Origin of the sequence: Bacillus sp. RSS_NA_20, assembly GCF_020165915.1 — a bacterium.
Lineage (GTDB): Bacteria > Bacillota > Bacilli > Bacillales > Bacillaceae > Bacillus > Bacillus altitudinis.
Genome location: NZ_JAIUKW010000005.1, coordinates 2,334,180 through 2,356,738, shown reverse-complemented (window position 1 = coordinate 2,356,738; position 22,559 = coordinate 2,334,180). Strand labels below are relative to the sequence as shown.

The 22,559-nt window shown below is 41.4% G+C and carries 20 protein-coding genes, 1 pseudogene and 2 riboswitches; of the genes and pseudogenes, 17 read left to right on the top strand and 4 right to left on the bottom strand.

Going from position 1 to position 22,559, the window contains the following annotated elements; genetic code table 11:
- Positions 1 to 513 precede the first annotated feature (513 nt).
- From LCD32_RS17790 to LCD32_RS17765, 6 genes are all read left to right on the top strand, one after another.
- Entirely contained in the window at positions 514 to 957 is a 444-nt protein-coding gene (locus tag LCD32_RS17790; protein ID WP_045033720.1) for a MarR family winged helix-turn-helix transcriptional regulator, read from the top strand.
- A gap of 13 nt (positions 958 to 970) precedes the next feature.
- Positions 971 to 1,609 (top strand): nitroreductase family protein, encoded by a 639-nt coding sequence (locus tag LCD32_RS17785; RefSeq protein WP_017358636.1) that lies wholly within the window; start codon positions 971 to 973, stop codon positions 1,607 to 1,609.
- A gap of 25 nt (positions 1,610 to 1,634) precedes the next feature.
- Positions 1,635 to 1,928, top strand: coding sequence for a putative quinol monooxygenase (locus LCD32_RS17780; RefSeq protein WP_046526801.1), 294 nt, complete (start codon positions 1,635 to 1,637; stop codon positions 1,926 to 1,928).
- 189 nt (positions 1,929 to 2,117) lie between these two features.
- Positions 2,118 to 4,499: an immune inhibitor A domain-containing protein gene (locus tag LCD32_RS17775; RefSeq protein ID WP_025208238.1), complete on the top strand. Its 2,382-nt coding sequence runs from the start codon at positions 2,118 to 2,120 to the stop codon at positions 4,497 to 4,499.
- Between the two features lie 207 nt (positions 4,500 to 4,706).
- A complete protein-coding gene (locus tag LCD32_RS17770; protein WP_008345710.1) occupies positions 4,707 to 4,970 on the top strand; it encodes an ORF6C domain-containing protein in 264 nt (87 codons plus the stop codon).
- Entirely contained in the window at positions 4,967 to 5,338 is a 372-nt protein-coding gene (locus LCD32_RS17765) for a DUF1304 domain-containing protein (RefSeq protein ID WP_007498006.1), read from the top strand. Before LCD32_RS17770 ends, LCD32_RS17765 begins: the two co-directional genes overlap by 4 nt.
- A gap of 143 nt (positions 5,339 to 5,481) precedes the next feature.
- On the opposite strand, the pseudogene LCD32_RS17760 reads toward LCD32_RS17765, so the two are convergent.
- A pseudogene (locus LCD32_RS17760) lies at positions 5,482 to 5,673 on the bottom strand (hypothetical protein); the annotation flags it as partial.
- A 227-nt stretch (positions 5,674 to 5,900) separates the two neighbouring features.
- On the opposite strand from LCD32_RS17760, the gene LCD32_RS17755 reads away from it, so the two are divergent.
- From LCD32_RS17755 to LCD32_RS17705, 11 genes are all read left to right on the top strand, one after another.
- The gene (locus tag LCD32_RS17755; protein ID WP_017358640.1) at positions 5,901 to 6,557 is read left to right on the top strand and encodes a type 1 glutamine amidotransferase domain-containing protein; all 657 of its coding nucleotides are present in this window, start codon (positions 5,901 to 5,903) and stop codon (positions 6,555 to 6,557) included.
- A gap of 141 nt (positions 6,558 to 6,698) precedes the next feature.
- Complete coding sequence (locus tag LCD32_RS17750; RefSeq protein ID WP_046344794.1) at positions 6,699 to 7,826, top strand: hypothetical protein; 1,128 nt, start codon at positions 6,699 to 6,701, stop codon at positions 7,824 to 7,826.
- 56 nt (positions 7,827 to 7,882) lie between these two features.
- Positions 7,883 to 7,986, top strand: a riboswitch (TPP riboswitch).
- An 87-nt stretch (positions 7,987 to 8,073) separates the two neighbouring features.
- Complete coding sequence (tenA, locus tag LCD32_RS17745) at positions 8,074 to 8,760, top strand: thiaminase II (RefSeq protein WP_025208236.1); 687 nt, start codon at positions 8,074 to 8,076, stop codon at positions 8,758 to 8,760.
- On the top strand, positions 8,757 to 9,356 hold the full coding sequence (locus LCD32_RS17740) for an ECF transporter S component (RefSeq protein WP_019743666.1): 600 nt from the start codon (positions 8,757 to 8,759) through the stop codon (positions 9,354 to 9,356). Before tenA ends, LCD32_RS17740 begins: the two co-directional genes overlap by 4 nt.
- Positions 9,331 to 10,923, top strand: a complete 1,593-nt coding sequence (locus LCD32_RS17735) for an ABC transporter ATP-binding protein (RefSeq protein ID WP_224564393.1) — start codon at positions 9,331 to 9,333, stop codon at positions 10,921 to 10,923. The genes LCD32_RS17740 and LCD32_RS17735 overlap by 26 nt, the downstream gene beginning before the upstream one ends.
- On the top strand, positions 10,913 to 11,647 hold the full coding sequence (locus tag LCD32_RS17730; protein ID WP_024719222.1) for an energy-coupling factor transporter transmembrane component T family protein: 735 nt from the start codon (positions 10,913 to 10,915) through the stop codon (positions 11,645 to 11,647). Before LCD32_RS17735 ends, LCD32_RS17730 begins: the two co-directional genes overlap by 11 nt.
- 149 nt (positions 11,648 to 11,796) lie before the next feature.
- Positions 11,797 to 12,636, top strand: a complete 840-nt coding sequence (locus LCD32_RS17725) for a methyl-accepting chemotaxis protein (RefSeq protein ID WP_008345693.1) — start codon at positions 11,797 to 11,799, stop codon at positions 12,634 to 12,636.
- A 173-nt stretch (positions 12,637 to 12,809) separates the two neighbouring features.
- Positions 12,810 to 13,625, top strand: a complete 816-nt coding sequence (locus tag LCD32_RS17720) for a YwqG family protein (protein ID WP_060781568.1) — start codon at positions 12,810 to 12,812, stop codon at positions 13,623 to 13,625.
- A gap of 225 nt (positions 13,626 to 13,850) precedes the next feature.
- Positions 13,851 to 14,684 carry a BglG family transcription antiterminator LicT gene (gene licT / locus LCD32_RS17715; protein WP_017368351.1) on the top strand — a complete coding sequence of 278 codons (834 nt, stop codon included), beginning with the start codon at positions 13,851 to 13,853 and terminating at the stop codon, positions 14,682 to 14,684.
- A gap of 325 nt (positions 14,685 to 15,009) precedes the next feature.
- Positions 15,010 to 16,917 carry a beta-glucoside-specific PTS transporter subunit IIABC gene (locus LCD32_RS17710; protein ID WP_060781567.1) on the top strand — a complete coding sequence of 636 codons (1,908 nt, stop codon included), beginning with the start codon at positions 15,010 to 15,012 and terminating at the stop codon, positions 16,915 to 16,917.
- Positions 16,889 to 18,307 (top strand): glycoside hydrolase family 1 protein, encoded by a 1,419-nt coding sequence (locus tag LCD32_RS17705; protein WP_060781566.1) that lies wholly within the window; start codon positions 16,889 to 16,891, stop codon positions 18,305 to 18,307. Before LCD32_RS17710 ends, LCD32_RS17705 begins: the two co-directional genes overlap by 29 nt.
- A 54-nt stretch (positions 18,308 to 18,361) precedes the next feature.
- Here the strand turns inward: LCD32_RS17705 and LCD32_RS17700 are convergent, their stop codons facing one another.
- The 3 genes from LCD32_RS17700 to LCD32_RS17690 form a co-directional block, all read right to left on the bottom strand.
- Positions 18,362 to 19,486, bottom strand: coding sequence for a 5-methyltetrahydropteroyltriglutamate--homocysteine S-methyltransferase (locus LCD32_RS17700; RefSeq protein WP_060781565.1), 1,125 nt, complete (start codon positions 19,484 to 19,486; stop codon positions 18,362 to 18,364).
- A gap of 87 nt (positions 19,487 to 19,573) precedes the next feature.
- A riboswitch (SAM riboswitch) is annotated at positions 19,574 to 19,686 on the bottom strand.
- Between the two features lie 81 nt (positions 19,687 to 19,767).
- Complete coding sequence (locus LCD32_RS17695; protein ID WP_008345676.1) at positions 19,768 to 21,087, bottom strand: gluconate:H+ symporter; 1,320 nt, start codon at positions 21,085 to 21,087, stop codon at positions 19,768 to 19,770.
- Between the two features lie 50 nt (positions 21,088 to 21,137).
- Positions 21,138 to 22,559 (bottom strand): four-carbon acid sugar kinase family protein, encoded by a 1,422-nt coding sequence (locus tag LCD32_RS17690; protein ID WP_060781564.1) that lies wholly within the window; start codon positions 22,557 to 22,559, stop codon positions 21,138 to 21,140.

Here is a 22,559-nt window from a genome sequence, read left to right as displayed (position 1 = left end):
CTTTTTTTATGTAAATTTTAGGTAGCGCTTCTTCTAGATATGATAAGTTAGATGAGTGGGAGGGGATATACCATGAGAATGCTCAAACTCATTCTCTTTATTTTTGTTGTCTTGATGATTATTGGATTTATCAGCTACTATGTGGGACCAACATCGACACCAAGTTCTTAAGGCGAGCAAAAGCTCGTCCCAGCGTGAAGACAAACCCTCGCATTCGGTGTCAGTCCTGCGCGCTGGTGCTCACGAATGTCAAATTCGCTCCGCAAAAGTAGCTGTCCTTTCTAGACTGCAAAGGTTTTCTTTCACGCTGAAAAGAAGACAAAGGGCTAAAATAAACTACATTTTAGCCCTTTGTCTACTGTCTGAGACGAGCAAAAGCTCGTCTTTTTTAATTGAAATAAAAAATTTCACTTTATGAAACAAACCTCTTGCAATCATGAAACAATGGGTGTATATTAGTTGACGAGTCAATGATTGATATATCAACTAATTGATCTGAATAGAAAAGAGGGGATGGCATTGACTGCATTTTGCTCTGAAGAAGCAGAGGTATTATATCGTTTGCAGTGCGTGAACCGTATGATGGGTGTGAAGTTCGAAGCATGCACGGGCATCAGCCAATCAAGACTGGAGTTACTATCACTGTTATTCCAAGCCGACGAAATCAGCCAATCCGATTTGCAGAAAAAAGTAAATATTGATAGTGCGGCTGTGACGCGTCACTTAAAACAGTTAGAAACAAAAGGAATGGTCACGCGCAGAAGAAAGCCGGAAGATAATCGAGTCACGCTTGTTCGTCTGACAGATGAAGGCAGAACAAGAATCGAAGCTTCTAAAAAAGAAAAAGAACGATTTATCTCAGAAATGCTTGAAAACGTAAGTGATGAAGAACGAAAGCTTCTCACTGATGTGCTCATCCGTATACAACAAAACATCGAAAAGATTCAAACAACCTAAAGGAGTGTTACACATGGCTACAACATTAAAAACAAACGATTTTATGGATATTATGAAAGGGCGCCGCTCCATTCGTAACTATGATCCAGCAGTGAAAATTAGCAAAGAAGAAATGACGGAGATTTTAGAAGAGGCAACAACAGCACCATCATCAGTGAATGCACAGCCTTGGCGCTTCATGGTCATTGACAGCCCAGAAGGAAAAGAAAAGCTTGCACCACTCGCAAAATTCAACCAAACACAAGTAGCTACATCAGCAGCTGTCATCGCTGTGTTTGCAGATATGAAAAACAATGAATACTTAGAAGAAATTTATTCAAAAGCAGTAGAAAATGGCTACATGCCGCAGGAAGTAAAAGAAAGACAAATTGCTGCATTAACTGCACATTTTGAAGCTCTTCCAGAGCAAGTGAATCGTGAAACGATCTTAATTGACGGTGGACTTGTGTCAATGCAGCTGATGCTTGCTGCTCGTGCGCATGGCTATGATACAAACCCAATTGGCGGATATGACAAAGAAGTCATCGCTGAAACATTCGGCTGGGATAAAGAGCGCTATGTACCAGTTATGCTTCTATCCATTGGGAAAGCGGCTGACGAAGGTTATGCTTCTTACCGTTTACCGATCGATCGCATCACAGAGTGGAAATAATTTTTAAAAAAAGGGAGACGATCATATGATTATTATTCATGCAGGGATGACCATTCATCCAGAGAAAGAAAACGTATTTCTAGAAGAAATCAACGGTTTAATGAAAGCTTCACAGGAAGAAGTAGGAAATGTGTCCTACAAGCTTTTCAAGGATACAGAGAAAGAAAACACCTTTTTAATGGTCGAAGTGTGGAAAGATGAAGCAGCGGTTCAAAGCCATAATGCAAGTGCACATTTCCAAGCTTTCGTCGCAAAGGCAAAAGAATTTTTAGCCGCTCCACTTGATGTTGTTGCATATCAAGGAGAGCAGCTATCATAGAAAAACAACAAACACCCTAGGCATTTATAGCCTAGGGTTCTTTTATTTTCGACGATTCGTTTCACCTATTTCAATCTCGTATTGTGCATTTTCCACAAAATTTCTGAAAATAAAATGTTTTTCGACTTAAGTATATTGGAATATGCTAGAATTAGATATTATTTATTACCAAATTAGGGAGGAACCAATATGAAAAAAGGGAAATGGACGAGCATCGCACTAACAGCTGTCCTCAGTTTAGGCACATTGACAGCTTTCAGCACCCCTCTATCTGCCCACACCTCAGAAAAGTCAACATCCTCAGATGGTGGTCATTATTCAGGTATTCCATTCGACGCAAGTGTTGTCAATGAAGACCGTCTCATCAAAGCCTTGAAAAAACAAGGAAAGATCAAAAAGAATGCCAATGAGGCAGAAACCCAAAAAGCATTAAAGAACTACCTAAAGAAAAAAGAAGAAGCAGCGATGAAACAAAGCGCAAGTACCTTAACAGAAGAACCTGAATTCCTAAAAGAATACAAACAAAATGTACATAATAAACTAGCCAAAAAGAAAAAGTTAAAGAAGCATAAAGGAAAAGAAGGCAATCAAGTAAAGCCGGTGAAAAAGGAAAAATATAAAGGCGACGTCCGTAATGATAAAGTTTTGGTCTTATTAGTAGATTTTAAAGATTATAAGCATAATAGTATTAAAAAAGAAGAGACTGATATGTACTATGACAAGTACGATCAGCAGCACTACCAAGATATGCTTTTCGGAAAAAATGGCTACATTGGTCCAGATGGTAAAAGAAAAGTATCTATGAAGCAGTATTATGAAAAGCAGTCCGGTGGAAGCTACACGATTAGTGGAACAGTAGCTGGATGGTATACAGCCAAGCATGAAGCAGCATATTATGGCGGGAACGTACCAGACGAATCAGGCAGTGACGGCAGACCGCGCGAATTGGTGAAAGAAGCCCTCGAAGCAGCGGCAAAGGATCCAAACATTGACCTTGGTGAATATGATCAATGGGACCGCTATGATATGGATGGGGACGGTGTTTATAATGAGCCGGACGGTATCATTGACCACCTCATGGTTGTACACGCTGGCGTAGGTGAAGAAGCTGGCGGCGGACAGCTTGGCTCTGACGCGATTTGGTCGCATCGCTGGTCACTTGGTGATGTATTTGAGATTCCAAACACTGAATCAGAAGTGGGTCAAGGCGGAAAGTTAGGCGCTCTAGATTATACGATTGAGCCTGAAGATGGCGCAGCAGGTGTGTTCACACATGAATTTGGACATGATCTTGGTCTGCCTGATGAATACGATACACAATACACAGGCAGAGGAGAGCCCGTTTCTTATTGGTCTATCATGTCAAGCGGAAGCTGGGCAGGTAAAGTACCTGGTACGGAACCAACAGGTTTTAGTCCATATGCAAAAGAAATGCTTCAAAACTTGCATGGCGGCAACTGGCTTTCTGGAAAAACCATTGATGGTAAGACATTAACAAAAAGCAAAACAGTTTTAATCGATGAAGCAGCAACAAAAGGAACCAACCATGATGCGGTTCGAGTCGATTTGCCAGATAAAGAGATTGTGGTCACTCAGCCTGCACAAGGGCAATATTCATACTTCAGCGGAACAGGTGACAATTTGAATGCTACCATGACGACATCTGGGATTGATTTGTCGAAGGGAAGCAAAGCCGAGCTTACGTTTAAAGCATGGTACGATATCGAAGAAGATTATGACTATGCGTATGTAGAAGTTCGTGAAACTGGGACAGACAAATGGACAACCATTGCTGGTAATATTACGAATGATCGAAATGAGGCAGGAGCGAATGAAGGCAATGGCATCGATGGAAAATCAGATGGATGGGTAGATGCATCCTTTGATCTTTCTGCTTATGCAGGGAAGAAGATCGATCTGCAATTCCGCTATACAACCGATGCAGGATATTCACTGCCAGGTTTATTTGTAGATGATCTAAAGATTACAGCAGATGGATCAAAAGTGTGGTCAGATGATGCCGAGGGAACGTCCACGTTCACTTTTAATGGATTCTCTCAATCTAATGGAAAACAATATGCCGCTCAGTATTATTTACTAGAATGGCGCTCTTATGCTGATGTCGATAAAGGCTTAAAGCATATCAAACGAGGAGCAAGTCTGATGAGCTATAATAACGGTTTGGTCGTGTGGTACGTCGATCAATCGTACAGTGATAACTGGGTTGGAAAACATCCAGGGAACGGCTTCCTTGGAGTCGTAGATGCAGATCAACAAGTGTTGAAATGGAGTGACGGCTCTATTGCAGCGACAGGTTTCCAAGTACATGATGCAGCATTCTCTTTGAATCCAAGCACGAAGCTGAATATTGATTATACAGCGACAACAGGCTTAACCTTAGAGGATCGTTATATCCGCCCAACGCGTACATTTAGTGATAAAAAGAACTATGTGAATCCAAATAACCCGGATGCAGGACGTGATGTGCCAACATACGGCCTATCCTTTAAAGTCGTCGGACAAAGTAAGGACCGTTCTGTTGGAAAGGTATTAATTTCTAAAAGCAACTAAACAAAAAGCCGGATTCTATCCATGAATCCGGCTTTTTGATACGTTAAGACATGGATTTTTAGCGTATGACTCGTCTTTGATCGAATGTTTGTTCTTTTTTATTTTGATATCCGAATGAAACCATTATATAATAGAGGTTGGAAGGTTTTTCTTTCATTCAATGTTCTTTTTAGTTGTTAAAAAACCAAGAAAGGATGAGCGTTACCAATGAGTTGTGTCACTGCCAAGCAATTAAAGGTGATTCGAGGGACGATGCAGACTTTTTGCAGCCATTTAGAGTATGATGGCCACGGTAAGCTTCATATTAATACCATCATGGCTTTTATTAAAAAGGAATTTGGTGTAAGAAAAATGAAAGACATTCCACAAAGTCGTTTTCATGAGGCGTTAGAGCTAATCCAAGACTTTGATTTATACACGGACAAAATACAAATACGAGACCGTCTATCAGAAAGGAATTCACTAAATTGAATATTTTAGCAATGATTTTAGTAGGAATTGTCGCTTTAGAGCACATTGTCATCATGTTACTAGAAATGTTTTTTATGGAATCAAAAATGGCGAAAAGATCTTTCAATCTGCCTGAACACTTACAAAAGGATCCAAATGTGAAAGTGATGTTTGCTAATCAAGGGCTATACAATGGCTTTCTAGCTGCTGGACTCATTTGGGGGCTCATTCTTGGTTCGAATACCGTAGGATATATGATTCAGCTATTTTTCGTTCTTTGTGTGTTCATCGCAGCAGTATTTGGCGGGGTGACGTCTAATAAATCGATTATCATCAAACAAGGGTTACCAGCTTTTCTTGCATTAATTGCACTTATCCTGGCTATATAATCCTATCAGCGTGATAGAAAACCTTTGCAGTTTAGGAAGGACGAGCATCGGAGCGAATTTGACATTGGTGAGCACCGAAGCGCAGGACTGACACCGAATGCGAGGGTTTGTCTACACAGTAAAGCCGCCCCAGAGGGCGGCTTTTATCTTTTACGCATTCCCATCAAACGAATAATGGACGTAAGACAAAGGGCAACAGCGACAGCCAATATGATTTTTCCATACATGACGCCCGTAAGATTCATTAAAAAGACAGCCAATATGATACAGAGCGTGATGATAATCATCACAATCGAATAGGTTTTCATCTCTTTTTCCACTCCTTTTAAATTCCCTCTAGCGCAAGAGGTCTGTCAATTGTTTCTCATATTATATCATTTCATCACAATTTTACATGAAATTCCCTGTCAATAGAATGTGACAGAATGATTAGATTTGAAGTGAGGCTATATTTTTTAAAAAATCGGGTATAACATAAAGAGTTGTATCCAAGTCTGATTGCTTGATATTTAATTGTGCAAAATATAAAATAGCCACATGATAAATAGAAAGGATGATAAAGTTGAGCAAGAACGTTTTATTAGTATCAACAAGCAGCTCAGAAATGAACGGACACCCAACAGGCTTATGGCTAGAAGAATTGGCCGAGCCATTTCATATTTTTAAAGAAAATGGACTCAACGTGCAAATTGTTTCAATAAAAGGTGGAACAGTACCGATCGATAAAAATTCAATTCCTGAAGGAGTTCCAGCACAATATCAAGATGTGTATGAATTACTTCAAGACACAAAGGCACTGACAGATGTAAACCCAGCTGAGTATGATGGCATTTTCTTTGCTGGAGGACATGGCCCAATGATCGACTTTGCATCCAATCAATTGGTTGCCGATGCGATCTTAGCGATTTCAGACAAAAATGGAGCCGTTGGGGCAGTTTGCCATGGCGTTTCTGCCTTTGTTGATGTGAAGGATCGTGATGGAAAATCATTTATCGACGGCAAGAAAATAACAGGATTCACAAATGAGGAAGAGGATGCTGTTCAGCTGACATCTAAAGTTCCATTTTTATTGGAAACAAAACTTCGCGAGCAAGGGGCAGCATTTGAAAAAGGCGATGCATTTGCGCCATTCGCTGTTGTAGATGGACAAATCATTACTGGACAAAATCCAGGATCAAGTGCAGAAACAGCACGCTTATTTGTCAAAACCATTGCATAAATCATCAAAAAAACCAGTCGTGACTCATACGGCTGGTTTTTTGTTATAAAAATTTCCTAAAAAAGTCCAAAACAAGTATTAGAAAAATGGTAAAATAATCACAGGGTAAAAAACCCAAATTAGGGAAAAGGGGATGTTCCTGTGAGAGCATTTTATGTCAAAATCACCGCCGCCTTACTGTCTATTTTATTGGTCACAACAGGTTTATTTTCACCAGCAATCAAAGCAGAAGATGCACCAAAATCAAGTGAAAAAGTATCGTCACTGACTGAAAAAGCCATTCAGCAAGTGCAAGAGTCGTTTGAAAAGCAGGATAAAGGGACTGCGGTTCAACAGAAGGAAGTAAAAAAATCATTTAAAGTAGATAAGAAAAAGGGAATAAGTATTAAACGAAAAGCGGCTGCAGATGGAAAGATGCGCACGTCTGCCGTTCGCTCTATTGATGGACTAGCCATTAATCAATCGGCAGTTTTAAACGAGGAAGATCCAGTTGATTTATGGTTCTTAAGTACATCGTCCCCTCAGGCGCTCATCAGCAGGATTACCTCTCCAAATGCTGATTATTTCGTTCAGTTATTTGTTATTGATTATGAAGAAGGACAAGCTTATCCAACGGATCTGATTCAACCGGCAGGCAGTCTGCTTGCGTTAAGCAATTTACCAGCGGGTGATTATGCGTTTGGTATTACTAGCGGTGGAGACTTTGGAGACTCATATACATTACAGGTGAATGCAAAAAACCCACCAAATTTCACAGGTGCTGAATCCCTGTCATCAACATTGCAATACTTTGTTGCTTCGTATGCCAATGGGGATGTTTTCGCAAATGGTACAAAAGTGTATAACAAACAATCTAAGACCGCTGATTATAAATGGGAGCGTGTATTTTATTTCTCATATGATGGAAAATATCAACAGAGAACGCATTCTGTTGACAGTGTAAAAGTGAAAAGTATTTCGGCACCAGTATCGTACTCTGCTCCATATGCGAGTTCCTCTGAGGCCATTCTTGTCTACTTAGATGTGGAGACATTATTTATGTATCATGAATCATCGTTTGCTAGTGGGCAGTACTACCATAGCAGCTTTGTTGATACTCTCGGAAAGACAACGCCAAGGCGTTTAGACATTGATGACCTGACAAATTACGGCGATCATATTTTGGCTGTTGATTTAAAGACAGGAAAGCCAATTGATTTTTTCAGTGTCCTTAATTTCTACTATGCAGCAGGGATTGAGAAGCTGCCAACGATCAATACATTGAATTAAGATCGGCGGTTGACATCAAATCGCCACATGTGTAGAGTAAAGATAATTAAATGACAAAAGTCCACTAGGGGAGTCATGTATGACTGAGACAAGAGGAAATCTTGGACCCTTTGAACCTGATCTAGTTTGTACTAGCGGAGGGAAGTGGAGCTGGACCTTGTCTTATTCATGATTGAATCGATAAGAAGGCCGCTCCATTTGGGGTGGCTTTTTCATTTATTCAACTGAAGAAGAGGAGGCTTTTTTTATGACATTTTCAACCCAATTAAGGCAAGAAGCAGAACCATTATTTGAAGCGATTTATCAGCATCCGTTTGTGAGAGGACTCGCAGCAGGAGAACTCGAAAAGGAACAGATCATTCATTATGTCAAACAGGATGCAGAATATTTAAATGCCTTTATTAAAATTTATGCGGCAGCCATTAGCAGATGTACAGACAGAGAGGACATTACCTTTTTCCATCAACAAATGGCTTTTGTCCTTGATAGTGAGACACATCCTCATCAAAACCTTTGCCGGGTGGCAGGTGTCGCTTATGATGAACTGCAAGGTGCATCTTTGGCGCCAAGTGCTCATCACTATATTCATCACATGCTGCAAGTCGCCGAGGAAGGGACGCTAGGAGAAATCATTGCGGTTTTGCTCCCTTGCCCTTGGACCTATTGGGAAATAGGCAAACGAATGCTCAGAGATGTAGAGCCCGATCCTGCCCATCCATTCTATGAGTGGATCACGTTTTATGGCGGGTTAACGGACTCTGTTACAGTGGAGCTTTGCAAACGGCTTGATCAGTGGGCGGAAGGAGCAAGTGAGAAGGAAAAGGAGAAAATGAAACAGCACTTCATCTTAAGCTGTCAGCTTGAGTATAAATTCTGGGAAATGGCCTTTACTGTCGAAGAGTGGCCAGTCCAAATGGAGGTGCATTCTTCATGACATGGAAGATGAAAGAAGTCGTTCTCGCTGTCATTTTATCAGTGGCATGCGGAGTTATCTATTTAGGGTGGTCGACGCTTTATTTACCGATTACAGCCCTTGTCGGTCCAGCAGGAGGCAACATCATGTTCGGAATTTGGGTCATTGCTAGTCCAATCGTTGCTTACATTATCCAAAAGCCAGGCGCTGCCCTCATCGCAGAAACAGCTGCTGCTGCCGTGGAATTACTGACAGGCAGCCACTTCGGTCTTTCTGCGCTTTTGATTGGTGTATGCCAAGGACTTGGAGCAGAAATCGCCTTCGCTCTATTTGGCTATAAGCGATATCGCATGTGGACACTCATGTTGTCTGGTGCCTTTGCAGCAGTAGGGGCAATGGCATATAGCCTCATTGCCAATGGATTCGGCTATTACACGCCTCAAGTGTTACTCATGACTCTTGTCACTCAAGTCATCAGCGGTATGTTACTCGGTGGTTGCTTGGCAAAGGTTGTGGTGGATGCTTTATCTAAAACGGGTGTGCTGAATCAATATGCCATCATGAAAGAAAAACGAAGTAAGGGTGACCAGCATGGATTCATTTCTCGCGTGCAGTAATCTCACTGTCCGTTTTTATGAACAGGCGAATCCCGTTCTTCATCAAGTATCTATTTCTATTCAAAAGGGGGAAAAGGTGCTGATATTAGGACCAAGTGGAAGCGGGAAATCTACGCTGATTTCTGTGCTTGCTGGCATTATTCCAGAGCATATGGAAGCTGAAGTACAGGGAGAAGTGATGCGGCAAAGGCATACTGGTGTCATGTTTCAAGACCCAGATTCGCAGTTTTGTATGCACCGAGTCAATGAAGAAATTGCGTTTAGCTTAGAGAATCGATCTGTCCCTCGAGAACAAATGGATGACATGATTCAGCATCTCATGAAAAAGGTACAGCTGGATGTCGACCCAAACACAGATATTCATACCTTATCTGGCGGAATGAAGCAGAGGTTGGCGCTTGCTTGTTTACTAGCATTAGAGCCAGATGTCCTGTTCTTTGATGAACCGACTGCACAGCTTGACCCAGCAGGAAGAATGGAGATATTTCAATTGCTTCAGCAGCTTTCAGCTGAACAGAATCAGACGATGATTTTTGTGGAGCATGTGTTAGACGGTGTCATCGAGTGGATGGATCGGGTGATCTTATTAGATCATCAAGGCCGTATCATAGCAGATGGAACGCCAAAAGACGTGATGAACACATTTGAGGGAGAAATGAAAGAAGCCGGCATTTGGCGTCCGAAAATATTTCCCGAGAAATGGTCCACTATCGTACAAAATCCGTTTCATCCACTGAGTCAAACACTCTTGCAAACCTTTGAGGCGAGAAAAGAACGTCATGAGACATCAACAAATCGAGAGACAATCATTCGCACAGATCATCTACAATTAAGCTACGGGAAAAAAAGCATTATAGATGACCTGCACCTTGATATAAAAGCCGGAGATTGGGTTGCGATCATCGGTGAAAATGGAAGCGGAAAAAGTACGTTTCTTAAACATGTCATCCGTTTAGAACCAATAAAGAAAGGTCACATTTTTTTAAAAGGAAAACACCTGAAAAATTGGTCTGACCGAACATTATATGAAAAAGCAGGCTTTGTATTTCAAAATCCAGAACTTCAATTTATACAGGACACAGTGTTTGATGAAATCGCATTTGGTGGGAGACAGCGAAATTGGCCAGAGTCTGTGGTGCAAGAAAAAACGAATCAGCTATTGGCAGAGTTCGGTCTAGAGAAGCATAGAGACGCGCATCCTTTCACCTTAAGCTTAGGACAAAAAAGAAGATTAAGTGTTGCCACGATGCTTCTTTTTGATCAGGATGTACTCATTTTAGATGAGCCGACCTTCGGGCAGGATGAGAAAACGGCGAGGGAGTTAATCCGGCGTTTAAAAGAACGGCAACGACAAGGCACCACCATTATCATGGTCACACATGATATGGAACTCGTTGATGAGTGCGCTGATCAGGTGCTTGTTTTTCATCAAGGGGAGCATGTTTATGATGGTACGCCTTTTGATTTATTTTCTCATCAGGAACTTGTCACTTCCTGTGAGCTGAGAGTGCCGATACATTATCGCTATATGGCTGAAAGAAAGGAAGTGATGACGATTGCAAAGTAATCACTCCTTTCTATCCACTGTAAATCCAGTCATGAAATTACTCGCCCATCTCCTTGCGATGTGCTGTCTGATGGCGATTTCTGATCCTAAAACGACGTTCATCATCTGGCTGTTTGCACTTGGAATTGGACTTGTCCTAGGCGGCTGGAATTTGAAATACCTCATCACCAGACTTGTACCTTATCTGCTCTTTTTCATTCTCGTGTTTTGGATGATCGCGGCCTTTGGCAAGGGAGATCATACAGTTTGGAAGTGGGCATGGTTTCATATTACAGAGGAGAGTTTAAGAAATGGGCTGACCATTTCTTTTAGAATGCTTGGCTTTGTGACATTTGGTCTCCTTTTTACATCAACAACTGATTTGACGGCCTTTATGATGAGCTTAATCCATCAATGCCGAATGTCACCCAAATGGGCATATGGGATGCTGGCAGGCTTCCGGTTTATCCCGTTGTTTCAAAGTGAATTGAAGCAAATGAAGGCTGCACATAAAATTAGAGGTTACAAGCAAAAAAACAGCTGGAAAGCCTTTATACGTTATGCACTCCCCCTTTTCACGCAAGGCGTACGGAAATCTGAACGACTAGCCATTGCGATGGAAGCAAGAGGCTTCACAGGGACGAGGGAGAGAACGTATTATCATGTCATCAGCACTTCATGGATCGACTGCATGTATCTTTTTTTCATCGTCATTAGTGTGTTGATATGCATCTTCTTCTTTTAAAAACAGCCACATTCTCTTGATAGAATGTGGCTGTTTTATATGTCTTAGGTCATTTGGTTGATATTAGTACACATTGCAGGCTGTAATAGATCATATAAAGAACCGATAAAGAGAGTGTACTGAGAAAAAGAGAGGATGAACGTGAGCGAATGTCACAGAGAATTGATAACATAATAGACGCTTTACCAATCGTTGGACTAGCTATGAGAGAGCAGCTAACCTTTTCTGTATTAGGGAAAGAGAAGGTTCTTTATTATCAGCAGCACGGGAACATTGACTTAGGGTTTAAAGCAGGGGACGTTGTAGCTCCCGGGTTCCAAAACTTTTCGATGTTGAAAAATGGGAGAGAGCCATCATTTATCCAGATTCCTAAAGAGGTGTACGGTATTCCTATGGACATCGTCGCCGTCCCGATTAAAGATGACAATGGTCAAGTGATCGCTGCCTTCTGTGTAGCATATGACCAAACGAATCAACAACGATTAGAACACATTATGACGGAAAGTAACGATGCTTCCGAAAAACTGGTCGCGATGGTACAGCAAGTGGCTGCACATTCAGAGGAACTACAAGCGACAAGTGAACAAATTCTACAAAATACAAAAACCACTGTCGAAAATTCCTCTAAAATCAACCAAGTGTCTAATCTCATCAAAGGTATCTCTGATCAAACGAACTTACTTGGACTCAATGCATCCATTGAGGCTGCAAGAGTCGGTGAAGCAGGAGCAGGCTTTGGGGTGGTTGCTACGGAAGTGAGAAAGCTGTCTACTCACGCGAAGCAAGCAACGACTGATATTGAAACAGCGCTAAAAGATGTGCAAGGCTCAATCAAAGGAATGGAAGAAGAAATAGCACAAATCGTGGCTTCTTCTGAACATCAAGCAGAACTCGTTGGCACTTTCACAAAAATTATTGAGGGGCTGCACGAAACGAACGAAACGATGAAAACATTGGCAACAGACTTAGTGAATTATCAAGTGAAATAAATAAACGAATCACAAAACCTCCAGCCGTATCGGAGGTTTTTTAACGTGTTGAAGTGAGTTTTTTGTCATGATATTGACGGGTTTTTCACTGACAGGGAAGTTACACTTCTGTATGATAGAAAAAGATAGACCTGTTTTGATCATTAGACCTATTCATAAGGAGGAAGACCATCTTGACACAATCAGCAAAGCTGCAAGAAGTACTTGCGCCTTACCGTCCATCGTTAGATCAAACTGAAAAACCACTGATTCAATTACAGATAAAACAAGGAAAAACAGGACCATATGACAGCAAAATAGCAGGTGATCCTTATTTCCCCAAAAACGACGAATATCCCGTTGATGGAGAAGGCCATCCTATGAAGCTGCTGGCACAAATCAATTTCGGCCAGCTACCAAAGCTGAAAGATTACCCAGAAACAGGACTTTTGCAAGTGTTTATTTCTGTACATGATGATCTTTATGGGATGAATATTGACCAAAAAACAGAGCAAAAAGATTTTCGGATCAAATTTATTGAGGAACCTTTCTTAGCTGAAGAAGACTTATTGACTGATTTTTCATTCGTGAAAATTCCTGACGAATTTTATTTTCCAGTTACGAAGGAAGGTGCGATTACAGGTGAATTATCAAGCGAAACGATCAGTGTAGGAGATTTCCGCTTTGAAAAAGTCACAGGAAAGCAAAGCTGGGATCTATTCGAAGATGCTGTTGGTATTGATGGTGATGAAGCAGATCAATTGCTAGATGAATTTTATGAGACAGCAAGTGGTTTTGGCCATAAAGTTGGCGGATATCCAGGTTTTACACAAGAAGACCCGCGTACCTATGTAGACCAAGAACATACTGTGCTATTATTGCAAATTGACTCAGATGATGAAGTGGACATGTTGTGGGGAGATTGCGGCATTGCTAACTTTTTTATCAAACCAGAAGACCTCAAACGAAAACATTTCGAAAATGTCGTCTATAACTGGGATTGCTCCTAATTTTGTAAAAAACACTCTTTTTGAAGAGTGTTTTTTGTCTATTTTTAGCCTTTTTGCCCCTAAATCGTCATTTCTGAGAGGTAATATGTCATTCTTTCTAGTTGACCGTATCAAAAAAAAATGTAAAATCATCTTAAAGTCCTCTTTTTTGAAAATAATAATAAAATGACATATCAATCAACAATGAAATGCTCGAAAAAGCGGAATGTACTGGGGGGGGATCAATTGATCATTTCGAAAGTAATCAACAATAATGTGGTCAGTGCGTATGATGACGAGCAGCATGAGCTGGTCATTATGGGCAGAGGGATTGCGTTTCAAAAGAAAAGCGGAGACCCAATTGACGAAGAACGTATCGAAAAAGTATTTTCCATTCAAAATAAAGATATATCAGAAAAATTCAAAACCCTGCTTTATGATATTCCGATCGAGTATATGCAAGTGTGTGAGGCAATTATCGATCACGCGAGAACGACCCTTAACAAAAATTTAAATGACAGCATCTATGTCACATTAACGGATCATATTACCTTTGCTATTGAACGTCATCAAAAAGGAATGGACATTAAAAATGCCTTGCTTTGGGAAATCAAACGGCTGTACAAAGAGGAATTCATGTGTGGTGTAGAAGCGATTCGGATCATACAGGACAAGCTCAACATCCATCTTCCCGAGGATGAAGCAGGCTTTATTGCGATGCATATTGTCAATGCAGAACTGAATGAGGAAATGCCGAATGTCATTCAAATTACAAAACTGATTCAAGATATTTTGAACATCGTAAAGTATCATTTCCAAATTGATTTGGACGAAGAATCATTAAATTATTTCCGTTTTGTCACGCATTTGAAGTTTTTTGGACAGCGTCTGTTTAACGAAACACAAATGGAAAATCAAAATGAGTTTCTGTATGAAGTGGTAAAGGAAAAAAATACAGCCGCTTTTCAATGTGCGGAGAAAATTAATGACTATGTTCAAAAAGAATACAACCGAAGTCTCATAGAAGATGAGATGTTATACTTAACTTTGCACATCGATCGAGTCATAAAAAGAAAATAAATCAAAAAGAAAGCGTTGACATATCAAAATTAACATGCTAATTTATAACTATAAACTCAATAACCCACAATCTTTTAGGATTGTTACTGGTCAAGCAGGCAAAACCTAAATCATTGTCCCTATCTTTGATAAGGCATGATTTAGGTTTTTTTGTATCTAAAGGCTTATAAAATTGAATAACGATCAATCGCTATGAAGGATTGTTACTGGTTAAGCAGGCAAAACCTAAATATCGATTAATGTCTGAATCGCTATTTTTCGGGCATTAATGGATGTTTAGGTTTTTTCTATATCAAGATGAAATCAACGATTGGAGGGTAACACAATGAACCACAAACAAACAGCAAAAGAAGTTCTAGAGCTTGTCGGCGGTGAAAAGAATGTAAAGCAAGTCACGCATTGTATGACAAGACTTCGCTTCAATTTATACGATGAAGGCAAGGCGGATAAGGAGAAGCTGCAATCAACAGATGGCGTCATGGGCGTGAATCAAAGCGGCGGTCAATACCATGTCATTATTGGCAACGACGTATCAAACGTCTATCAAGCAATGATTGCTGATTCTGGGTTATCAACAGATGTAAAGTCAGGCGATTCAGAAGAAGCATCAAAACAAAATGTGATTTCAAAGCTTTTCGATTTTATCTCTGGTGTCTTCACACCGATTCTTCCAGCCATCGCTGGAGCTGGTATGATCAAAGGGATCTTGGCATTAATGCTGACGTTCCAATGGATCTCAGATAAAAGCAGCACATATGCGATTTTAACAGCTATCGGAGACGGAGCCTTTTACTTCTTACCGATTCTGCTCGCTGTAAGCGTAGCCAAAAAAATTGGCACAAATCAGTATATCGCTGCTGCCATTGCAGCAGCCGCACTGCACCCGCAGCTCACTGCTTTATTAGGTGCAGGAAATACAGAATTTCTAGGCTTGCCAGTGGTTGCCGTTGTGTACTCTTCATCGGTGATTCCAATTCTACTCACTATCTGGCTCGGCTCATATGTGGAAAGATTCGCAGAAAAATACAGTCCGAAATCACTAAAAATCATTCTTGTTCCAACAGTTACACTTCTTGTCGTGGTACCAGTTATGCTCATCGCGGTTGGACCGCTTGGTGGGATTATCGGAAATGGCCTTTCAGGTGGAATTGATTTATTGTTCAAACATGCAGGTATTTTGGCCGGACTCTTAATCGGTGGCTTTATGTCACCATTGATCATTACGGGCATGCACTATGCACTACTTCCAATCATGATCAACAACATTACATTAAACGGTTTTGACTTCATTCTTCCAATGATGTTTGTAGCGAATATGGCACAAGCAGGCGCAGCATTCGGTGTCTTCTTAAGATCAAAAAACAAAACATTCAAATCATTGGCGATGTCTACAAGTATCACTGCATTAATGGGTATTACTGAACCTGCTATGTATGGTGTGAACATGCGATTGAAAAAACCGTTCCTTGCAGCCCTCATTGGTGCAGCAGCAGGCGGCGTGTTCATGTCCATCTTCAAAGTAAAGTCATATGTGATATCTGGATCAGCAGGTCTCCCAGGTCTCCCAACGTTCATTGGACCGACATTTGTTTACTCCATCATTGGATTAGTGATCGGCTTTGTTGTAGCAACCATCATGACACTTGTTCTAGGATTCAAAGATGTACCAGTGAAAGATGATACAAAAGCAGACAAACCAGAAGAAAAGAAAGACACAGTAGCGCTTCAAAATGAAGTGGTACAAAGCCCGCTTGAAGGTCAACTAAAGCCGCTCAATCAAGTAAATGATGCAACATTCTCTAATGAAATCATGGGTAAAGGAACAGCCATTGTCCCAACAGTTGGACGTGTAGTAGCACCGTTCAATGGCAGAGTTGAAACCATTTTCCAAACAAAACATGCCATTGGTTTAAAGAGTGATCAAGGCACAGAACTTCTCATCCATGTGGGGATTGATACAGTAAAACTTGGCGGTAAACATTTCACAAGTCATGTGCAGTCAGGTGATCTCGTTCAAGCAGGAGATCTGCTAGTTGAATTTGATATCAAGGGCATTCAGCAAGATGGCTATGATGTAACAACGCCAATTATCGTCACCAACACAAATGATTTTGCACAAGTTGATGCGAAAACAGATGGGGCGATTACAGTAAAAGAGACATTGCTTACAGTCAGTGTAGAAGAAAATGAGGAGGGCATTCAACATGACGAATTTAGAAAAAACATTTCCTAAAGGTTTCTTATGGGGCGGCGCAGTAGCCGCCAACCAAATTGAAGGCGCTTATAACAAAGATGGAAAAGGCTTATCGACAGCGGATGTATCACCACATGGTATTATGCACCCATTCGATGAATCAATGAAAGACCTTAACTTATATCATGATGCGATCGACTTCTATCATCGCTACAAAGAAGATATTGCCCTGTTTGCAGAAATGGGATTCAAGTGCTTTAGACTATCCATTTCTTGGCCACGTATTTTCCCAAATGGCGACGATGCGGAACCGAATGAAGCAGGCCTCGCTTTCTATGAAAAAGTATTTGATGAACTGCATAAGCATGGAATTGAGCCAGTTGTCACGATCTCTCACTATGAAATGCCGCTTGCACTTGTGAAAAACTATGGCGGATGGAGAAACCGTAAGCTTGTGGGTCTTTATGAAACATACGCTAAAACATTGTTCACTCGCTTTAAAGATAAAGTGAAATATTGGATGACTTTTAATGAAATCAACGTTGTGTTACATGCTCCTTTCACAGGGGGTGGCCTTGTATTTGAAGAAGGCGAAGACGAGAAGAGCATTCAATATCAAGCAGCGCATCATCAGTTTGTTGCAAGTGCTCTAGCTGTTAAAGCAGGACACGAAATCATTCCAGATGCGAAAATAGGTTGTATGATTGCAGCGATGACCACATATCCGTACAGCTCAAGACCTGAAGATATGTTTGCTGCGATTGATCAAGATCGTAAAACATTGTTCTTCTCAGATGTACAGTCAAGAGGCTATTACCCTGGATACATGAAACGTTATTTCCTGGAAAATAACATCAATATTGAATTCCAAGACGGTGACGAAGACATTCTAAGAAACCATACAGTCGACTATATTGGCTTCAGCTATTATATGAGTTTTGTGACAAGTACAGATCCAGAGGTTCTTGGACAAGTTACTGGTGGTAACCTATTTGAAGGCGTGAAAAACCCTTATCTAGAAGCAAGTGATTGGGGCTGGCAAATTGATCCAAAAGGACTTCGTACAACACTAAACCAACTATATGACCGCTACCAAAAACCATTGTTTATCGTAGAAAATGGATTGGGTGCTGTGGATCAAGTAGAAGAAGACGGCTCCATTCAAGACGATTACCGAATTGATTACCTCAGAAGTCATTTGCTTGAGGCAAGAGAAGCGATCGCAGACGGCGTTGATCTGATCGGCTATACAAGCTGGGGCCCAATTGACCTTGTCAGTGCATCAACAGCTGAAATGAAAAAACGCTACGGCTTCATTTATGTCGACCGCGACAATGAAGGTAACGGTACATTAGATCGAAAGAAAAAGAAAAGCTTTGATTGGTATAAACAAGTGATTGCGACAAATGGAAAGCATTTAGACGCATAAAAAAGAGAGACAAACCGCTGATAAAACGGTTTGTCTCTTTTTTTTGTCAGTGGACTATGATGTCCACACTTGATCCGCAATCTCAATCACATGACGCAGCTTTTCCCATTGCTGTTCTTCTGTTAACAAATTGCCTTCCTCTGTTGAGGCGAATCCGCATTGTGGGCTCAAACAGATTTGGTTGATGTCCACATATTGAGCCGCTGCCTCGATTCGTCTTTTGATCTGATCGACGGGTTCAAGTTCTCCGTACTTTGAAGTAACAAGACCTAGTACGATTTGAAGGTTTGGATTCTTCACATAACGCAGGGGTTCAAATCCGCCAGAACGGTCATCGTCGAATTCTAAGAAGAGACCATCCAAATCGAGACCCGCAAAAATCGTTTCTGCCGCTGCCTCATAACCACCTTCGGCTGCCCAAGTTGATTTAAAGTTACCACGGCAAATGTGCATGGTGATCACTAAATCATCTGGTCGATCGGCAACCGCTTCATTGATTGTTTTCGCAAACGATTCACGAAGCTCATCTTCTTCGCGGCCAAAGGCTTTGATTTGTTCATGTCCTTTTTCAGAAAAGAACACAGCCCAAGCTGTATCATCTAGCTGTAAGTAACGGCAGCCTGCATCATAAAAAGCACGGATGGCTTTTTTATAAGCTTGTGCCACGTCATGGTGAAAATCATCTAAGCTGTCGTACACACCTTCTTCAAGCTTTCCACGGAAAAAGAGCATATTCGGACTTGGAATCGTCATTTTAGCCGTATGATCACCCGCGATGCTGTGAAGGAAGCGATAATCCTCTAGCATTGGATGATCAGTAAAATCAATCTTACCTGTTACTTTGATGCCTCTCGCTTTTGTCGTCGTATTGTGGAATTGAATGCCTTGGTCTGCTTCAAATCCTTCGACCCCATCAAGCCCTTCTAGAAAGTCAAAATGCCACCATGCACGTCTGAATTCTCCATCTGTGACAACCTCTAATCCAATTTCCTTTTGCTTCTCTACAATACGAGTGATTTCTTCGTTTTCAATTTGTCTGAGCTGTTCTGCTGTCAGTGTACCGTCTGCTTTTTGCTTGCGGGCTACTTTGATGCGTTCAGAACGAAGTAAACTCCCTACTTGATCTGCGCGAAATGGCGGCTTTGTTGTTTTCTTACCAATGGTTTGTACTTGTGTCATGCTGAATCCCTTCTTTCTTCAGGTTATAAATCAAATAAAAAAGCTCTTCCTTAGATAAGGAAGAGCATCATATACTGTGAGATCTCTGCCTTATCTTCAAACAAGCATCAGCTTGCTTAAGGAATTAGCACCATTCTGTTCCTAGGAACAGCGGTTGCCGGGTTTCACAGGGCCAGTCCCTCCACCACTCTTAATAAGGTTACCTTTGATTCAATTTTCTTAATAAACACAATTATTCAATCTTTTCGAGAAAAAGTCAATGGTTTTTACTATTTATTTTCCTACATAAACAAATCAGCGACGAGAACACCTGCTAATCCAACAAGTGATAGAACAGTCACCATCAATGTCCACGTTTTAAAAGTTTGAGCCATCGACAAATTAAAGTATTCTTTGTAAATCCAGAAACCTGCATCATTCACATGAGAGAATGTTATACTGCCGGCGCCTGTTGCAATCACCATTAATTCTGGGCTGACTCCCGTCAAACCAATCAGCGGTGCAGAAATGCCAGCTGCTGTGAGACCCGCGACAGTCGCTGACCCTAAAGAGACACGAAGGACAGCTGCAATTAGCCAAGTGAGGAGCAGAGGAGACAGTGTGCTTCCTTGCATAATCCCTGCAATGTATTGATCAACGCCGCTGTCAATGAGCACCTGTTTAAAGGCGCCGCCACCTGCAATGATCAATAGAATCATCGCAATGGAGCCAATTGAATCCGTAATCGACTTCATGACGTCCTGCATGCTCTTTCCTCTGCCAAGACCAAATGTGTAGATGGCAAGCAGCACAGAGATTAATAGGGCAATCGCCGGCTCACCTAAAAATTCAGCCGCCGGTAGCAGCGGGGAGGACGGGAAGAAAATTTCTAAACATGCTCTGAATGTCATGAGCAATACAGGTAAAATAGCGGTGAAAATACTAATGCCGAAGCTTGGCATTTCCTCTTCTGTAAATTCCTTTGGATTAAACAAGTCCTTTGGAATGTGTGCATGCAGTTGGTCTTTCTTAAATAGTTTCGTAAACAGAAGTCCGCCTACTAAAACAGCAGGAATGGCTAAAATAATTCCAACCAATAAGGTTTGTCCCATGTTGGCTTGAAATACATTGGCAATGGCTGTCGGCCCTGGGTGAGGAGGGAGGAAGCCATGTGTTGTAATGAGTGCAGCGACGAGCGGCATTCCCACATATAACACAGGGAGTCTTGCGGCTTGAGCAATGGTAAAGACTAATGGAATAAGAATAATGAATCCGGTTTCATAAAATAGAGCAATTCCGATAACAAATCCAGTCAGCATCGTCGCCCATTGGATTTTCCCGATACCAAAGCGGTCGATGAGTGTCATGGCAATACGCTGAGCACCGCCAGAATCAGCCATCAATTTACCAAGCATCGCTCCAAAGCCAAGAACTAACGCCAGATGGCCGAGTGTACTTCCAAGCCCTTTTTCGACTGAAGCAATCGCTTCAAGTGGTGACATGCCTTCTAAAACGGCAACGATTAAAGAGACAATAATCAACGAAATGAAAGCGTTTAACTTAAAGACAACCATGAGTAAAAGTAATAACAAAACGCCAAGTCCGATAAAAACTAACGACATGATCTTTCCTCCTTTGTGCTGCATAAGGGAGCGTGAACGCTCCCTCTGCTTTATCCTTCAAGTATGTCTACTGCTTCTTTTAACGTATCCTTTGAGCCAACATTTCCCGGGAAAATCACATAAGACATAAATGGGAATTTGCTTTCTTCTCCTGTTTGCCAAACGGGAATACCTGGTTTGATTTGACCTGCGACGGTCGCACGTTTGACGCTGAGTCCTCTTGTTCCAATATCGCTTGAGGTAATTCCACCTTTGGCAATGAGGTACTTAGGGCGAATGGAGAGGCGCTGAACAATGCTTGTCACAGCATCACTAATCTGAACAGACAGCTTCAATTCTTCCTCTTGACGATCGTCCCCAAGATCAAGCCGTTCTCTCCTTGTATAAATAGCAACCGATTGCCCGGTTGTTAAAAGCCGTTCAGTTTGTTGAATCACGCGGTCCATTTCCTCTTGAAATGCTTCAGGTTCTAACACGAGGTGTGTATCAAATTCAATAAATGCGATGTCTTTATTTTGCTGCAGCGCTCGCAATTGTTCGGTTGTTTTTTTGACATGGGAACCGACCATGATGAGGCCACCGTGCGTGCTTTCTTCCTGTATTAAGTCTTGTCTAGTTAAAAGTGCTTGATCCTCAATGCCGCCAAGCACTTTTGTGAGAGCGGCTGCACTTCTAAATAGAAAGTGCTGACCTGCTTTGATGGCATCTATGAGGGCAACGACAAAGACTTTGACATCGTCATAGTCTACTGCATTGACAACCACTTTTTGAAAATCCTTCACGGTCATCAGCTGATCCTTGATTTGTTCAATACGTAAAGCCCGGATATCTTCTAAAGAAATATAAGTAGTGTTTTCCTTAGTGAACGATCCGTTTGATTTCTCTTCAATCCATTCTCCAAGGTGGGAAGATTGAAATCCGAATGTACGATCCAATGCAAATTCTGTGTCACCAGCAGGAATTAATTCGTGACCTTCCTGTACGTAGTGAATATTGCCAATCGTAAAACGGCCGCCTTCTTTAAAAAAGGGAAGAAGGATTTCGCCGTCAAATTGGCGGGAGCTTTGCTGTTCAATGGTCGTTCTGAGAATGTCAGTCTCTAGCGGGAAGTGTCCACGTAGGGTGGAGTCCCCCCGGCTGACAATGATGAAATCTTGATCAAGCCGTTCAGCCGTTTTCACAATCGTTGATGCGATCGTTTCATGAAGAACCGCCGTTTCTTTCTCTGTCATACTGCGAGAGTTGGTTAAGATAAAGAACATACGGCTGTCTTCAAAAAAACCAGCTTCAATGCTTTTCTCTGACCAATCGGTGAAAACAGAGACGCCGTGTACGGTTTGAATGCCTGTTGGGTCATCGTCTAATACAATCACTTTATGGTGAAAATGGTTTAGTGCTTGTTCGTATGCTGATTGAATGCGGGCTGAATCCGCTTTCGGAATGGCATTTAGTATCTCAATGCTTTGTTTCAT

What these genes read in the sequence shown, in the direction of transcription:
- tenA (WP_025208236.1), top strand. Translation starts at nt 8,074, where the DNA reads ATGACATTTTCAACCCAATTAAGGCAAGAAGCAGAACCATTATTTGAA.
- LCD32_RS17740 (WP_019743666.1), top strand. Translation starts at nt 8,757, where the DNA reads ATGACATGGAAGATGAAAGAAGTCGTTCTCGCTGTCATTTTATCAGTG.
- LCD32_RS17695 (WP_008345676.1), bottom strand. Translation starts at nt 21,087, where the DNA reads ATGTCGTTAGTTTTTATCGGACTTGGCGTTTTGTTATTACTTTTACTC.
- LCD32_RS17700 (WP_060781565.1), bottom strand. Translation starts at nt 19,486, where the DNA reads ATGACACAAGTACAAACCATTGGTAAGAAAACAACAAAGCCGCCATTT.
- LCD32_RS17770 (WP_008345710.1), top strand. Translation starts at nt 4,707, where the DNA reads ATGAGTTGTGTCACTGCCAAGCAATTAAAGGTGATTCGAGGGACGATG.
- LCD32_RS17705 (WP_060781566.1), top strand. Translation starts at nt 16,889, where the DNA reads ATGACGAATTTAGAAAAAACATTTCCTAAAGGTTTCTTATGGGGCGGC.
- LCD32_RS17725 (WP_008345693.1), top strand. Translation starts at nt 11,797, where the DNA reads ATGTCACAGAGAATTGATAACATAATAGACGCTTTACCAATCGTTGGA.
- LCD32_RS17735 (WP_224564393.1), top strand. Translation starts at nt 9,331, where the DNA reads ATGGATTCATTTCTCGCGTGCAGTAATCTCACTGTCCGTTTTTATGAA.
- LCD32_RS17780 (WP_046526801.1), top strand. Translation starts at nt 1,635, where the DNA reads ATGATTATTATTCATGCAGGGATGACCATTCATCCAGAGAAAGAAAAC.
- LCD32_RS17690 (WP_060781564.1), bottom strand. Translation starts at nt 22,559, where the DNA reads ATGAAACAAAGCATTGAGATACTAAATGCCATTCCGAAAGCGGATTCA.
- LCD32_RS17785 (WP_017358636.1), top strand. Translation starts at nt 971, where the DNA reads ATGGCTACAACATTAAAAACAAACGATTTTATGGATATTATGAAAGGG.
- LCD32_RS17775 (WP_025208238.1), top strand. Translation starts at nt 2,118, where the DNA reads ATGAAAAAAGGGAAATGGACGAGCATCGCACTAACAGCTGTCCTCAGT.
- LCD32_RS17710 (WP_060781567.1), top strand. Translation starts at nt 15,010, where the DNA reads ATGAACCACAAACAAACAGCAAAAGAAGTTCTAGAGCTTGTCGGCGGT.
- LCD32_RS17790 (WP_045033720.1), top strand. Translation starts at nt 514, where the DNA reads ATGGCATTGACTGCATTTTGCTCTGAAGAAGCAGAGGTATTATATCGT.